We start from the raw sequence: 15,926 nt of genomic DNA, 5'->3' as shown, positions 1-15,926 counted from the left end.
GGAAGCATACAACGACCAAGAAAGGAAGTGCGAAGGTGAAGCCAGCCAAACGATCCCTGTTTCCCATCGTGAACACGGCATTGCTGCTCGGTCTGGTCGCGGCGACGGTATACCCGTTCCTCTATATGGCTGCCATATCGCTGAGCGACCCCTTGCCTGTATTGAAGGGTCAGGTATGGCTGCTGCCCAAGGGCTGGAACTTCGAAGCCTACAGCATCGTACTCGGCGACCAGCGCATCGGCCGGGCATACCTCAACACCGTGCTCTATGTCGCGCTCGGCACCTGTCTCTCCCTGATCGTCACCTCTGCCGGGGCATATGCGTTATCTCGCAAGGATCTGGCAGGCCATCGCGTCATGATGGCGATGATTATCTTTACGATGTTTTTCGGCGGCGGCATGATTCCGACCTTCCTCACGGTCCGGTCGCTCGGATTGGTGGACACGATATGGGCGATGGTTGTCCCCGGCATCGTATCGACATGGAATCTGATTGTGATGCGCACGTTTTTTAGCGGTATCCCCAAGGAGCTGGAGGAATCGGGGAAGGTCGACGGGCTGAACGACATCACCTTGTTTATTCGTATCGTGATCCCGCTATCCAAGGCGGTGTTTGCCACGGTAGGGTTGTTCTATGCGGTGCATATCTGGAACAATTTCTATACCCCGCTGCTCTACTTGCGCGATCAGAACCTTTTCCCGCTCCAGGTGATCGTCCGCGATATCGTCCTGGCCGGGCAAGTGAACAATAGCGATGCGACGAGTGTAGGAGGTGATGCGCTGGTCATCGAGGACTCGCTCAAGTTTGCGACGATCCTCATTACGACCTTGCCGATCTTGCTGGTCTATCCATTCCTGCAAAAGCACTTCGTCAAGGGGGCGTTGGTCGGTGCAGTGAAGGGCTGACCCAAGTAGTACGCGTGTGACAGTATCGTAGGACAGCATGATCAAAAGGAGAGAAGAACCAATGAAAAAGTGGACCCACGTATTCGCATCCTCCGTGTTGACGATATCGCTGCTGGCAGGCTGCAGCGCAGCGCCGACCGAACAGAACAAGCCGAGCTCGCCGCAGGAGCCGACGACCAATCAGGACAATAAGACGGAGCCAGCCGCTTCTGGGAAGGATCTGAAATTCTCGATGCTGACGGAGAACCATCCGACCTGGCCCTATGACCCGGAGTGGCCGATCTGGCAGATGCTCAAGGAACAGACAGGGGTCTCGCTGGAGGTGCAGACCGCCCAGGGCAATCTGGGGGAGAGCCTCAACCTGGCGATCGCCTCCAACAGCATGCCTGACCTGATGTTCATGGACAAGCTCGCCAGCGCCAATAAATACGGTCAGCAAGGCGCGCTGGTCAACATTCTCGACCATCTCGACAGCATGCCGCATCTGCAGGCGTGGAGCGAGAAATTCCCGGAGAGCTTCCAGCAGAATATTGCCTCTGACGGCAACATGTACATGTTTCCTAATGAAGGCTTTGGCGAGACGAACCGGATGATCTGGCTATATCGGGAAGATATTTTTGCCAAGCATGAGCTTGCGGTTCCGACCAACTACGACGAGCTGTATGCGACGCTACAGGAGCTGAAGCGGCTCTATCCGGACAGTACGCCCTTAAGCTTCCGCCACGGGATCCGAATCTTGCGCAACATGGCGCCGAATTTCGGCATCCACTCGGAGTTCTACTACGACTCGGACGCCAAGCAGTGGCGCTACGGCTCGACCGAGCCGGAGATGAAGGCGCTGGTCGAAGCGCTGCATACCTTCTACAAGGAAGGGCTGATCTCGCCGGAATGGCTGACGATGAATACGAAGCAGTGGCAGGATATTATGTCTACCGATCTTTCGTTTATTACGATCGACTACATTAGCCGCGTCGACTTCTTCAACGATGCGCTGCGCGAGGAGAACCCGGACTTCAGCATCCAGTTTATGGCCCCTCCGGCAGGGACGCCGGGCGGGACGCAGCAGAATCCGAATCTTCAATATTTGGAGACGGGGCTGACCGTGGCTTCCACCTCCAAGCAGATTGACGATATCATGACGTTCATGGACTTCTTCTATTCGGAGGAAGGGCGCAATCTGGCAAGCTGGGGCAAGGAAGGCGTCACGTATGCCGTAGAGAACGGCCAAAAGAAATTCCTGCCTGAATTCACCGATCTGACCGACCTTCGGGTGAAGACCGGCCTGGCCTCGTCGGGCACGTACGCCTGGCTGGACTTCGACGCGCATCTGTCGATGGGCTCGGAGGAGCTGCAGCATGCCTTCGCCGAAGCGGCAAAGTACGATATGCCTCGGCAGCCGATGCCGGCCTTCAACGAGCAGGAGTCGGAGCTGCTAAGCATCAAGGGAGAGAATATTCGTAAGGCGCGCGAGGAAGGTCTGGCTAACTTCATCTATGGCGTGCGTGACTTGGCGGAGTGGGACAAGTTCGTGAGCGAGATCAACAGTCTGGGGCTGGATGAGCTGCTGCAAACCTATACGGCTGCGCATGAGCGGATGGTAGCTTCAGCTAACTAAAAAGGGGAGTGGTCGTATGAATAGACGCACATTCATCGTTGCGCTGGTGGCGCTGGCTCTCGTCTGGACCGGGCTTGCCCCGGCTGCGCCCGTCCAGGCAGGATTAATGGCGGATTATGTCAAAAACGCGGCCGGGCAGTACTTGCAGGTGTCCGGCTATAATACGGCCCGAGGCTCCAATCAGCTCATCGTCTATACGCCGGACTATTCGTCGCCGACGACAGGCAATAATGCCTTCGGCATCGAGATTGTCGTCCGGAATTCGATCGTGACCGAGATCCGGGACGGCAAGGCGAACGGCAGCCTGTCCAACGCCGCGATCCCGGCGGACGGGTACGTCCTGTCCGGACATGGCACATCGCCGTCCTCCCCCTATATGTGGCTGAAGGACAATATCGCGCTCGGGGAGCAAGTTACGATCGAGCGAGATCAGATCCTGAACCCGGAATACGAGGTGGAGGGCGTCCTGTCCAAGCGCAATCCGGCAGCGCCGTTTGCCTTTCCTGGAGGGCGAGGCTCCGGCGAGCTGGTCTATTACGATGCCGCTTACGGCTATCCGACGACGGGCACCAACGAGTTCGGCTATGAGATCGTGGTGAGCGACGGCATCGTCGTGAGCGTCGGCGGCAATGACTCTGCCATCCCTGTCGATGGCTTCGTGCTGTCGGGTCATGGCGCGTCCAAGACGTATCTGCAGCAAGCGATGGTCGGCGCCGAGGCGCTCGTCGACGGCATGCAGGTGACGATCCGGGTGACGCCGCAGTCGTATCTGGAGGCCGCCGCGCTCCGTATCTCCGAAGCGGAGCAGCGCCTGGGTATCGCCCTGTCGGAGTATCGCGACATCCCGGCGGATCAGGCGCAGACGCAGATCGACGATGCGCATACGCTCTTGGCCGCAGCCCAGGCCTCGTATGCGCAGCAACAGTGGACCGAGACCGCCGTCACGGCGCAGCAGGCGCAGGACAAGGCGCTGATGGCGATCTACTCGACGATGGAATCGTCTGTCGTCGACGGGCGGGCCGTATGGTATCGGGCCAATGAAGACTCGCCCCAGCAGGTTGCCGCGACGATGGAGCGCATCCAGGCGGCAGGCATCAATACGCTGTTCCTGGAGACGGTCTATCGAGGCTATGCGATCTATCAGGGAAGCCCGTCCTTCCAGCAGAACCCGGCTTTCGTCGGATGGGACCCGCTGCAAGCCTTCGTCACCGAGGGCGCACGGTTAGGCATCGAGGTCCATGCCTGGGTGCATACGTTCTATGTCGGCTATGAAGGCGAGGACCCGCTCTATCCGAGAGGTCCGGTGCTGGCCGCCCATCCGGGCTGGACCGCGCTCGACCGTAATCTGCAGGCGCGCACGACGCTGGAGTCCAATCATTACTACGTGAGCCCGGGCAATCCGGCGGTACAGGATTTCCTGGCCGATGGATTCCTGGACCTGACGGACCGCTATGCGGTTCAGGGACTGCAGCTGGACTACATCCGCTATCCGGTCAGCTCCACCGCCGCCGTGCCTTATGAGATGGGATACAGCTATGACCAGGTGAGCCGCAACAGAGTGCAGCAGCAGCTCGGCTTCGATCCGTTAACCATTACGCCGGACGACGATCCCCTGCAGTGGGCGCAATGGGTGAACTGGAGGCAGGATCAGGTCACTACGTTCGTAGAGCGGATCGCCGACGAGCTGCCTGCCGGAATGCTGCTGTCCACCGCCGTATTCCCGGAGGAGGAGGTCGCCGAGACGAAGTTTCAGAACTGGGCGTTATGGGCGCAGCAGGGAAGACTGGACTTGATCGCTCCGATGGTCTACAAGACCGATGCGCTGGCCGTGGTGGCGAGCGCCAGTCAATTCCTCGCCCAGATGAATGGCGATACGCTCCTCTATGTCGGTCTTGGACCTTATCTGGAGGGCTTCGATCCCTATCTGCTCGCTCGGCAGGTCGACGCTGTGAACCGGATCGGCGCGGCCGGTTCGGCCAGCTTCTCTCTCAATACGATCTCGCAATCGTATCTGGATGGCTTGCGGGCCGGACCTTATCGCTCCGATGCGACGCCTCCGCATCGGCCGGAGGCTGTGGCTCTGCTCGCGCAGGATGTGATCCGCAAGATCGACGACATCTATCTGCCTGGCGCAGGATTGTCCCTGGTCGATGCCGATGAGCTGAAGCTATCCCTTCAGCGCATCCTGGCTGCCACGCCAGGTGGCGGAGCAGGCGGACCGAATACGGCGATCGCTCAGGAAATCGCCTGGGCGCAGGACTACCTTGATCAGCATCAAGGCGGCATGGACGCACAAGTGTATCTGCGGCTGATGGAGTCCTTCGAGACGCTGGCCGAGCTGTAGAAGCTGGACGATCTTAGGCACGCTCTGCCAAAAAAGCTATAGTTTTGCTGTGCAAAAGCCCGGCCCGCTGTCTTCGGACAGCGGGTTTTTTCGTAAAATCGTCCATGAACTTAAGGGCGATTGTTCATTCTAGGTGAGCTCCTCCCGCCTTATAATGAAGGGCAACAGAGTAGACGGACCGATACGATGAGAGGAAACGGAGGGATCGCATGAGCAAAACTGGAGCGCGCAAGCAGGGCGTCTGGCTGATAGCCGCATTGTTGGTGGCGGCAGCGGTCGTCCTGCTGGCGGTCATGCTGCCGAAGGAGAGCGAGCCAGCTGTCGCAACGCTCGATGGACATGCCGTCACCGAGGCCGAGCTGGCCTTCCACATGTCGCGGTTGGAGCGGCAGGTGCGCAGCGAGCTCCGCAGCCGACATCAGTGGACGCTGGGCCAAGGGGAATGGGAGAGCGAGCGCGATGGTGTGCAGCCGTTGCGGCTGCTGCGCGAGCGGGCGCTCGCCGCCGCCTTGCAGGATAAGGCGCTGCTGGCGGTGGCTCGGGAGCAGCAGCTCATCGACGAGACGGACTTCTCGTCGATCGTCCGCCGCATGGAGCAGGACAATCGCAGCCGGGCAGCCGCCTCGGCGAGGGGGGAGGTCGTCTATGGCCTGCAGCGCTTCACGCTGGCGTCGTATTACCCCCATCTGATGACCGCCCTGCGTACGGGCGTGAAGCGGGAGCTTAGCCAGCGCGAGGGCGATCCCTTGCATCTGCCGAGGGAGGAGGTGGAGGCATATTTCGACGCGCATCGATCGGAGTGGTCGGTCAATGGGACGAGCTATCGGGTGACCCGGCTGCTCATCCCGGCGGCCCAGGCGGACAAGTCCGCGATGCTCGCGGAGGCGAGCCGGATGGTCGAGGAGGGGAGCGAGCTGGCGGCGCTGCAATCTCGGTATGCCGGGGCCGAGCTGAGCGAGCAGACGCTCGCCCCGTCTCAGGTGGCCAATCTCAATGCTTACGACCATGAAGCGGTCGCCCGCATCGACGCGCTGGCCCCTGGCGAGCTGGCGTTGCCTGTGGAGACGCGGCAGGGCGTGGCCGTGTACCGGCTGGACGAGCGGCTCTTCGACAGGGACAAGGCTTGGCAAGCGTACAGCGCCCCGATCCGGGAGCAGCTGCTCGAGGAGCGGCTGCAGCGTTATCTGGACGAGCGGCTGGAGCGCGGCGAGGTGCAGATCGATGACGCGCGACTGGCGCAAGTGACGAGCTGGCGATGATCGCCAGAGCTATGATTTGCAATCCGCAATCTGTAATCGTGACCAGCGTTCCATGACAAAGGAGGATGATCGATAGTGAGAACACGCAGTAGAAGCGCGATCCTGTTGTTCCTGGCTATGCTCCTGGCATTCCCGCCGTTCCTGTCGTCAGGCAGCGCCTGGGCCGCAGAGCCTGGCGCGGCTGCTCCGGCTACGCTGCCGGAGGAGCAGGGCAATCTGCCCAATCCGTATGGCGGTACCGACTACTATCTCGACGCCAGCGGCGGCGACGATGCGCATGACGGCCTCACGCCGACGACGGCCTGGCAGAGCTTCGACAATGTCAATGCCAAGGTGTTCGAGCCGGGGGACCGCATCCTGCTGAAGGCTGGCGAGGTGTGGGAGGATCAGCAGCTCTGGCCCAAGGGCTCCGGCGCGCCCGGCCTGCCGATTACGATCGACCGCTACGGCGACCCCGAGGCGGGCAAGCCCTATATCGCGGTCAACGGCAACGTCGACAATCCGGTCACCTGGCAGAATGGCGACTTCCGCAAGGACAAGCACAAGGTCGGTCTGACCGGAGCGATCGTGCTGCGCAACCAGCAGTACTGGGAGATTCACAATATGGAGATCTCCAACGACGACGACTTCGACACGGATATCCAGGGCTCTGCGCGGCTGCCGGGCAACTCGTATGTGCGGGACGGCATCTCGATCACGATCAACGCCGATCTGCTGGCGCCCGGCGACGACAAGATTATGGATTACTTCCGCATCACCAACAACTACATCCACCACATCGACGGTCCAAGCGACTGGCAGAAGATCCATTACGGCGGCATCGTCTTCCAGGTGTTTGGCGAGAAGAGCTACAAGGAATACGATGAGGGCGCCTACTACTTCCAGGATGTGCGGATCGAGAACAACCACTTCTACAAAACCGAGTTGCATGCGATCCAGTTCGCCTTCAACTGGTTTTACGACCGCGACCTCGCCTCCGGGGAGTATGACGAGACCGGCAAGTTCCACGAGGGCTGGGAGCAGCTATGGGTACGCAATCGCGACCTCTACAGCCGCGACGTCTATATCGGCCACAACTACGCGGAGGATATCGGGCAGGGGGCGATCCAGCTCGCCAATACGAAGGATATGCTGGTCGAATACAATGAGGTGAATGGCTATCTGCAGCGCTATGACGCGGTGTCCTGCGGTCTGTATCTGTGGGCGGGAGCGGACAGCGTTATGCAATTCAACGAGGTATACGGCGGTCCGTGGGGCGAGTACGACGGCACGCCGTGGGATCTGGAGTACACCAACTTCAACGTGACGTATCAGTACAATTACTCGCATGACAATGCGGCGGGCTGGATGGCGTATATGGGCAACAGCTCTAACTCGGTCGCCCGCTACAACCTGAGCGTCAACGACAACGGCGTGCTCGTGAAAAATATGCTCTCGACGAATTACGCGCCGACGTATTTCCTGAACAACGTATTCGTATACGACGCCGAGCAGATGGACTGGTTCCACGACGAGGTGTTCATCGACACCGTGTACTTCCTGAACAATGTGTTCTACAACGTCTCGGAGACGACGCCGACCAAGTGGTACCGCAAGCCGGGCGCGCTGGACAAGGCCGTATTCTCCAACAATGCCTTCTATGAGGCAGGCGGCGTCCACTCGGCGCAGCAGCCGCATGATCCGCAGGCGGTGCTGGCCGATCCGAAGTTCGTGGCCGATCCGATGGACTACAAGGTCGATAACGGCGTGCTGAACATCGTCGATTCGGCGGCCAACTATCAGGTGGCGAGCGACTCGCCGCTCATCGACGCCGGACGTTACAACCCGCGTGTAGGCGGAGAGGACTTTTTCGGCACGCATCTGTACTACGGCGACAGCATCGATATCGGCATCCATGAGCGTCAGGTCGGCGTACGGGTTGATGATCCGGTCGATACCGATCCCATCGAGGAGGAGGGCGAGGAGACGCGCGTCAATCTGGCGCTCGGCAAGCCGATCACGGCCAATACGACGCATCCGAGTCCCGGTCTGGGCGCAGACAAGCTGGTCGACGGCAGCACCGCGACCCGGTGGGCGAGCGCCGACCCCGACGACATGCCGGACGGGTATCCGATCATCATTACGATCGACTTCGAGGAGGAGATCGTCTTCGACGAGATCTATCTCGACGAATACACCGACAGCGGCACCAATCTGCGGATTCAGGCGTATGAGCTGCAGCGCTACGATGCCGTCGGCGGCACATGGCATACGTTCAAGACCGTAGCGGACGGCATGGGGCATGATGTGACGCTGGATGACTTTGGCGCGGTCACTACCTCGCAGCTGCGGCTGCGCATCACCGAGCAGATCGCTACGGAGTACTGGACGCCGACGATGACGGAGATTCAGGTCTATTACTCGGGCGGTGCGTAGTGCTCACCCCGCACGTGTATTAGCAGGACCCAGGCTGTTCCCGAAAGGCGTGTGCGCCTCGGGGGCAGCCTTCCTGCGTCCAAGAGCATTATCCGCATCGAGACGAACTGTCGGTCCCCGGGCGTTTGGTCCGTCGTCGTCGGCCGAGAGGCCGCTGCCGTTATCAGGCCCTGTCCGTCGCCGTCATTCGATATTGCGCCATGCCCTGCCCGGCGCGTGCCGATGTGGTAGAATGGGGCTAATTTTGGAGCACAAGGAGGTCTGCAAGTGGGTAGCGCATCCTCTGCCAGTCGCCGGCACATCTCGTTCCTGAGGCGATTCTCGATCAAGCATCGACTGATCACCGCGCTCATCGTCACCTCGATCCTCCCCGTCGTCCTCGTCGCTTACTATGCCAACCACTTCTATGAGGCGTCGATCTCGGACAAGCTGAGCGACTTCTCCTTGCAGGTGCTGTCGGAGTCGGCGATCAACGTCTCGCGGGAGCTGGACCAGTACGAGGCGCTGAGCGAGTCGATCATCATCAGCCGCTCGATCCAGGGAGGACTGCGGCAGGCTGACAGCCTATCCGACTATGGCAAAAACGAGCTGACGAAGACGATCAACGACGAGCTCGGGGAGTATGCCTTCCGACTCAGCAATCTCTCCAATATCATCGTCCTGACGAGGGAGGGCGAGCCGTTCTACGATCTCGGGTACGAATGGTACAAGGACAATCGGATCAGCCGCTCGCTGTACGGGCTGGAGGCGTCGGTCGGCAACCTGAAGTGGAGTCATCTGCTCTCCAACCGCGGGGCCAACAAGATCGCTCTGAGCCGCATCATCTACTCGGAGGACAAGCTGACCGAGCGGATCGGCTATCTGATCATCGTCATCGACGAGAAGGCGTTCCTGCGCAATACGTACGACCATGTCAGCCTCGGCGAAGGCGGGCGCATCTACATCGCGGACAAGCAGGGGCTGGTCGTCTCCTCGGCGGCCCCGGATATCCGGCTCGGCGCTACGTATATGCAGGAGGGGCTGTTCCGACAGCTGCAGCCCGGCGAGCCGAGCCAGTCGTTGTACACCAAGATCGACGGCAAGCGGACGCTCGTGTCCGCTGCCCACATCCGCTCGACGGAGTGGTACATGATCGGCCTGATCCCGCATAGCTACATCATCGCCGAGATGGCCGAGGTGAGGGGCAATCTGCCCTACATCTGGTTGCTCGTCGTCGTCGTCTCGGCCGTGGCGGGGACGTGGATCTACCAGAGCATCAGCACGCCGATGCTCGAGCTGCTGCAGTACGCCTCCAGGGTGAAGACTGGCAATCCCGACCCGCCGCTGTCGGTGCGGTATCCCGACGAGATGGGCAAGCTGACCGATACGATCGATCAGATGGTGCGCCGGCTCCGGCAGCTGATCGGCCAGGTCGAGCAGGAGCAGCAGGGCAAGCGGGAGGCGGAGCTGAAGATGCTGCAGGCGCAGATCAACCCGCACTTCCTCTTCAATACGCTCAACTCCCTGAAGTGGAGCGCGATGATGAGCGGCAATGGCTCGGTCGAGCAAGGCATCGAATCGCTCAGCGAGCTGCTGCGGCAGACGATCCTCGATCAGGACGAGCTGATCCCGCTGGAGCAGGAGATCGGCAATCTGTTCCATTATGCCGTCATCCAGCAGATCCGCTACGGCGACTCCTTCAAGCTGCGTTGCAATTGGCAGTCGGACGAGCTGGGCGCCTGTCTGGTGCCGCGCTTCATCCTGCAGCCGATCGTGGAGAACTCGATCCTGCACGGCGGCAGCGAGGACGGCAGGCGCGTCACGATCACGGTCGAGGTGACGGCGGCCGAGGGGCGGCTGCAGCTCAGGATCGCCGACGACGGTCGGGGCTTCGATGTGCAGGAGGCGCAGAGCAAGCGGCACTCGCATGCCAAGCTGTCCGGCATCGGCATCGGCAACGTCGAGGAGCGCATCCGGCTCTATGCCGGATCGCCGTATGGCATGGAGACTCGCAGCGAGCCAGGGGGCGGCACGGAGACGATCATCCGGCTGCCGGTACGACGGAGGGAGGAAGAGAGCGATGTACAAAATCGTCATCGTCGATGATGAGATGATCGTCAGGCACGCGGTGAAATCGATGATCGACTGGGAGACGTATGAGTGGGCGGGCTCGGCCGCCAGCGGCCAGGAGGCGCTGGAGCTGGTGCGGCGCAGCGAGGCGGAGCTCGTCATCACCGATATGAAGATGCCGGGGATGGATGGTCTGGCGCTGATCCGGGAGCTCAAGGACAGCGGCTATGGCGGGGAGATCCTCGTGCTCAGCAACTACAGCGACTTCGAGCTGGTCCGCGAGGCGCTGCGCTGCGGCGCCCATGACTACGTGCTGAAGCTGACGCTGAAGTCGGAGCAATTCGCCGAGACGCTGCGGGAGATGGCGGCGAAGCTGGACGAGCGGCGCGCGAGTCGTCCCGAGCAGCCGCTTGCGAGCCGGTCCGCCGCAGATCGGGAGCAGGCGCTCGCCTGGCTGCAGGCGGCCGACGCCGACGTGGAGGACGGGGAGGAGGAGACGCTCGCCTCGATGCTGCCAGCCGCGTATCGCGAGCTGCAGGGGCTGGTGTTCGTCTTTTACCGCCAGTCGTCCGACGAGGAGGTCGAGCGGCCGGAGCCGGCGACGGACTTCGCCGACACGCTGACCAAGCTGGCGGACGGGGTGTTCCCCGGGCGGCACAGCCTGATCGTGCTGCCCTCGCCAGGCGAGCGGTATGTGCTGGCTGTGCTGTACCCTGCCGGGGCCCGGATGGCCGAGGCCGAGGAGTCGGCGCGGCGGATCGTCCGGCTGGCTCAGATCTACTACAACACGGCGATCAGCGGCATCTATGGCCAGCCTGCCGCGAGCTGCGGGGCGCTCGGCGAGCAGCTGCGCCGCTGCCGGGAGGCGGCACAGCTGAGATTTTACGGCGCCTGCAGGGAGAGCTGCATCGCCAGTACGGAGCTGCCGCTGCAGGAGGCAGACGCCTTGCGCCGAGTGGAGCAAGGGCTGCGCGACAGTCTGCGCACCTCCGGGGAGAGCGTCGTCGAGCTGTGGATGGAGCGAGCGGTCGAGCTGGTCGAGGCGGCCGCCGCCGTCAGGCTGGCGCCCGCTGTGCTGAAGCGAGCGATCGCCCGCACCGTCTGGGGCATGGCGGGGACGGCGATGGTCGACGCCGAGACGTCGTGGAGCGAGCAGCCGTGGATCGACCGGATCGAGCAGGCCGAGTCGGAGGCGGAGTTGTTGCTGCTGATCCGGGAGATGACCGAGGAGATGGTCGGCGTGCTGGAGACGAGCGTCCCGCAGGCGACGATCCGCGAGGAGATCCGGCGGGCGGTCGCCTATCTGGAGGAGCGCTACGGCGAGCGGATCGCGATCGCTGATGTCGCCCGTCATGTCGGGCTGTCGGAGGCGTATCTGTGCCAGCTGTTCAAGTCCGAGACGGGCAGCAGCATGATCTCGCGGCTCAACGAGATTCGGATGGCCAAGGCCTACGAGATGCTCGCATCGGGTCGATACTTGATCAAGCAGGTCGCGATCTCGGTCGGCATCCCCGATCCGTTCTATTTTAACCGGCTGTTCCGCAAGCGCTTCGGCATCGCGCCGAAGCTGGTGAAGAACGGCGGCGACAAAAAAATGGACGATCTTCAGCCGGACAAAAAGAAACTCTAGGTCGCCCGCGGACGGCGGCAGCACGGGGGGGCGGCGACGATGGCCGCTCCGTAAAATTGTCCATAACCCTTGGAGGGATTCTGTATATGGCCCCTTGAGGATCGAATCTATAATGGAGATACCTTGCGAGAGGGGTTCAACCATGAGTAGAAAGGGGTCGCAACAACGATGAAAACAGCAACAACGATGAAAACAAGCCGCAAAGCAAGTCTGATTACCGTAGCGCTGGCCTTGACGCTTACCGCCTGCGCTGGCAACGACAACGCCCCGGGAACGGGCAAGCCGGCGGAGCCTGCCGCTCCGGGAAATGCAGCGGGAGCCGAGCAAGCCTTCGACAATCCCGAGCTGAACATCGCTGTCTTCCAGGGCGGCTATGGCCGCGAATATTGGGACAGTGTCGCCGAGGCCTTCATGGCGGCCAACCCGGGCACGAAGATCAGCATTACCGCTTCGCCGAAAATCGCCGAGATGGTCCGTCCGAAGATTGTCGCCGGCAATCCGCCGGACTTCATGTACATCTCCGGCAGCGACAATACGCCGATCCTCGATGGCCTGATCAAGGATCAGGCGCTCCTTGACCTGACCGATATTTTTGACGGACCGGCAGGCGATGGCGAGGGGGCGCTGCGGGATAAGATCCTGCCTGGCGTGCTCGAGTCCAGATCCAGCTCGCCCTACGGCGACGGCAAGATCTACCTGGCGCCCTATAACTTCGGCGTGATGGGGCTGTGGTACAACAAGACGCTGTTCGACGATCAGGGCATCGAGCCGCCGCGCACCTGGGATGCGTTTTTTGCGCTCAACGAGACGGCGGCGGCGCATGACCGCGCGCTCTTCACCTACCAGGGGCTGTATCCCGGCTATCTGGAGGAGATGCTGGTCCCGGCGGTATACAGCGTCGGCGGCCAGGAGGCGCTCGATCAGCTGTTCAACTATGATCCGGCCTTCTGGAGCAGCGAGAGCTTCACGCAGGCGTGGGGCATCCTCGAGCGGATCGCTCAGGAGGACAATGCGCTCATGAAGGGCACGGTCGCGCTCAATCATACGCAATCGCAGACCTCGTTCCTGCAAGGCGAGGCGATGTTCATCCCCAACGGCACCTGGTTCGAGGACGAGATGAAGGATGCGCCGCGCGAGGACGGCTTCCAGTTCGGCTTCCTGGGCGTCCCAGCCTTCGGCGAGGGCAAGGACGTGATGGCGCTGTCCAATGTCGAGCAGATGGTCATCCCGGCCAAGGCGAAGAACCCGGAGCTGGCCAAAGCCTTCCTCCGCTTCCTCTACACCGAGGAGAGCGTCCTGCTCAATGCGGAGAAGGCGAAGGGCGTCCTGGCGGTCGTCGGCGCGCCGGATCTGGTCAAGGAACATATCTCCGAGACGACGTACAATATCTACAAGGCGGTGGACAGCGGCATGGCGACGATCAACGGCGGCTTCGGCCCAGTGGCCAAAGGGAGCAAGTACAACCCGAGCGACGAGGTGTACAAGCCGATCTCCTCGATCATGAGCAAGCAGCTGTCGCTGGATGAGTACAGCGCGAATCTGACGAAGATCTACACGGACATCCGGGCAGAGCTGGAGGCCAGCGGAGCGGAATAGGAGGCCTGGCGATCCAGGCAAGTCGGGAGGCTCATGTATCGTTCATGAGCCTCTTCCCAGTTGCATACAGAAAGGACGGAAGGCAGATGACGCTAAAGCAGCGACGAATCCTGTTTATCCTCGCGTGCCTGCTGCCGGGCATCGCATTGTTCGTCATGTTCAAGGTGTATCCGACGGTGCAGATCTTCCACAAATCGCTGTACCTGTGGACCGGGCTGAGCGACGAGCCGCGCTTCATCGGTCTCAAAAACTATACCGATATGTTCCGGGACGATGTGTTCCTGCTGGCCTTGCGCAATACCGGCCTGCTCATGCTGATCGTCCCGGTGTGTACCTTGCTGATCGCGCTCGTCAATGCCGCGATTCTGGCCAAGTCCAGACTGCGGGAGCGGGCGCTGTACCGGACGGTCTTTTTCTTCCCGAGCATCCTCTCGTTCGTCGTCATCGCGATCCTGTGGTCGTTCATCTATCATCCGACGATGGGCTTCCTCAACTCCGGGCTGGAGCTGCTCGGGCTGGGCGAGTGGGCGCTGCCGTGGCTGGGCGATCAACGCACGGTGCTGTGGGCGCTGGCGGTGACGCTCATCTGGCAGGCGGCTGGCTATTACATGGTCATGTATATGGCGGGGATCGATAGCATCTCGCCGGACCTGTACGAGGCTGCCGACATCGACGGGGCGACCCGGATGCAGCAGTTTTTCCGGATTACGGTGCCGATGCTGTGGGAGATTATTCGCGTCACGCTTATCTTCAGCATCAACGGCGTGCTGTCGATCAGCTTCATCATCGTCTCGATCATGACGGGCGGCGGTCCGAACCGGCATTCGGAGGTCGTCATGACCTATCTGTATTCGCAGGCGTTCACCAATGCCAACTTTGGCTACGCGATGGCGATCGGCGTCTTCATCTTCATCGTCTCGATGGCGCTGGCGCTAATCAGCAACAAGCTGACCGAGAGGGGGAGCTACTAACGATGAATGCACAACCTCGTGCGACGCGCAGATCGCCCGGCAGGACGGCGGGCCGTCTGGCGCTGCGTCTCTTCCTGATCATCCAGACGATCGTCGTCGTCTATCCGCTGCTGTGGAATGTGCTCGCCTCCTTCAAGACCAACGCCGAGGTAATGGAGAGCCCCTGGCGGCTGCCGAGCGGGCTCGAGTGGCGCAACTACGTGCACGCCTTCACGCAGGCGCATATCGGCGACTATATGCTGAACTCGGTAATCGTCGTGCTCATCTCGATGGCAGTGCTGCTGACAGCCGCCGTGCCGTCGGCGTATGTGCTCGGACGGATGCGGTTCCGCGGGCGCGGCTTCTTCACGAATTTCTACATCGCGGGCATCTTCGTCGGCGGCGTCTACATCATCGTGCCGCTGTTCATCCTGATGAACGATCTGCAGATGCTGGACAACCGCTTCTGGCTCAGCGCGGTGTATGCGACCAACAGTCTGCCGTTCTCGATCTTCCTGCTCACCGGCTTTATGAAGTCGATCCCGCATGACTTCGAGGAGGCGGCGATGATCGACGGCTGCGGCTATTTCGGCACACTAGTCCGGATTATCGTGCCGATGGCGCGCCCTGGCATCATCACGCTGATCGTCTTCGGCTTCTTCGACTTCTGGAATGAATATGTGATGGCGATGACCTTCATCACCTCCGAAGAGAAGAAGACGATCCCGGTCGGCCTCGCCAATCTGATGCAGATCCAGCAATATGCGACCGACTGGGGCGCGCTGTTCGCGGGTCTGTCCATCGTGCTGCTGCCGACGATCGTCATCTATGCGTTGCTGCAGCGCAAGCTGACGGCAGGAATGATGCTGGGCGGTGTCAAAGGTTAAAGGAAGCCAGGAGAGGAGCGATCAGGATGGGAGTTACGATCAGAGAGGCAGCGGAGGTGAAGCCGTCGCCGCGCCAGCTGGCGTGGCAGGAGACGGAGTTCTACGCCTTCATTCATTTCACAGTCAACACGTTCACGGATCGCGAGTGGGGGGACGGCACGGAGTCCCCGGCGATCTTCGCTCCGTCCGAGCTGGACGCGACGCAGTGGGTAGAGACATGCAAGGCGGCGGGGATGCAGGGGCTGATCCTCACCTGCAAGCATCATGACGGCTTCT

General features: G+C 61.2%; 11 protein-coding genes. All 11 read left to right on the top strand.

Annotated elements, in window-relative coordinates; genetic code table 11:
- The first annotated feature begins 35 nt into the window (after positions 1–35).
- The gene (locus tag PA598K_RS24955; protein ID WP_260405597.1) at positions 36–905 is read left to right on the top strand and encodes a carbohydrate ABC transporter permease; all 870 of its coding nucleotides are present in this window, start codon (positions 36–38) and stop codon (positions 903–905) included.
- Positions 906–966: 61 nt separating this feature from the next.
- A complete protein-coding gene (locus tag PA598K_RS24950) occupies positions 967–2,520 on the top strand; it encodes an extracellular solute-binding protein (protein ID WP_128659567.1) in 1,554 nt (517 codons plus the stop codon).
- 16 nt (positions 2,521–2,536) lie between these two features.
- Positions 2,537–4,864, top strand: coding sequence for a glycoside hydrolase family 10 protein (locus PA598K_RS24945; protein ID WP_128659566.1), 2,328 nt, complete (start codon positions 2,537–2,539; stop codon positions 4,862–4,864).
- 209 nt (positions 4,865–5,073) lie between these two features.
- Complete coding sequence (locus PA598K_RS24940; protein WP_128659565.1) at positions 5,074–6,123, top strand: peptidylprolyl isomerase; 1,050 nt, start codon at positions 5,074–5,076, stop codon at positions 6,121–6,123.
- Between the two features lie 75 nt (positions 6,124–6,198).
- The gene (locus PA598K_RS24935) at positions 6,199–8,538 is read left to right on the top strand and encodes a discoidin domain-containing protein (protein WP_128659564.1); all 2,340 of its coding nucleotides are present in this window, start codon (positions 6,199–6,201) and stop codon (positions 8,536–8,538) included.
- A 267-nt stretch (positions 8,539–8,805) separates the two neighbouring features.
- A complete protein-coding gene (locus PA598K_RS24930) occupies positions 8,806–10,623 on the top strand; it encodes a cache domain-containing sensor histidine kinase (protein WP_260405596.1) in 1,818 nt (605 codons plus the stop codon).
- Positions 10,598–12,217 carry a response regulator gene (locus PA598K_RS24925; RefSeq protein WP_185602209.1) on the top strand — a complete coding sequence of 540 codons (1,620 nt, stop codon included), beginning with the start codon at positions 10,598–10,600 and terminating at the stop codon, positions 12,215–12,217. Before PA598K_RS24930 ends, PA598K_RS24925 begins: the two co-directional genes overlap by 26 nt.
- 168 nt (positions 12,218–12,385) lie before the next feature.
- Entirely contained in the window at positions 12,386–13,813 is a 1,428-nt protein-coding gene (locus PA598K_RS24920; protein WP_260405595.1) for a carbohydrate ABC transporter substrate-binding protein, read from the top strand.
- Between the two features lie 86 nt (positions 13,814–13,899).
- Entirely contained in the window at positions 13,900–14,784 is an 885-nt protein-coding gene (locus PA598K_RS24915) for a carbohydrate ABC transporter permease (RefSeq protein WP_128659562.1), read from the top strand.
- 2 nt (positions 14,785–14,786) lie between these two features.
- Positions 14,787–15,650 carry a carbohydrate ABC transporter permease gene (locus tag PA598K_RS24910; protein ID WP_128659561.1) on the top strand — a complete coding sequence of 288 codons (864 nt, stop codon included), beginning with the start codon at positions 14,787–14,789 and terminating at the stop codon, positions 15,648–15,650.
- 26 nt (positions 15,651–15,676) lie between these two features.
- A partial coding sequence (locus PA598K_RS24905) for an alpha-L-fucosidase (RefSeq protein WP_148091990.1) occupies positions 15,677–15,926 on the top strand: 250 nt, incomplete at its 3' end.

This window comes from Paenibacillus sp. 598K, from assembly GCF_003851045.1.
GTDB lineage: Bacteria > Bacillota > Bacilli > Paenibacillales > Paenibacillaceae > Paenibacillus_D.
The sequence above is the reverse complement of the archived record's forward strand: the minus strand, read 5'-3'. Positions and strand labels throughout refer to the sequence as shown.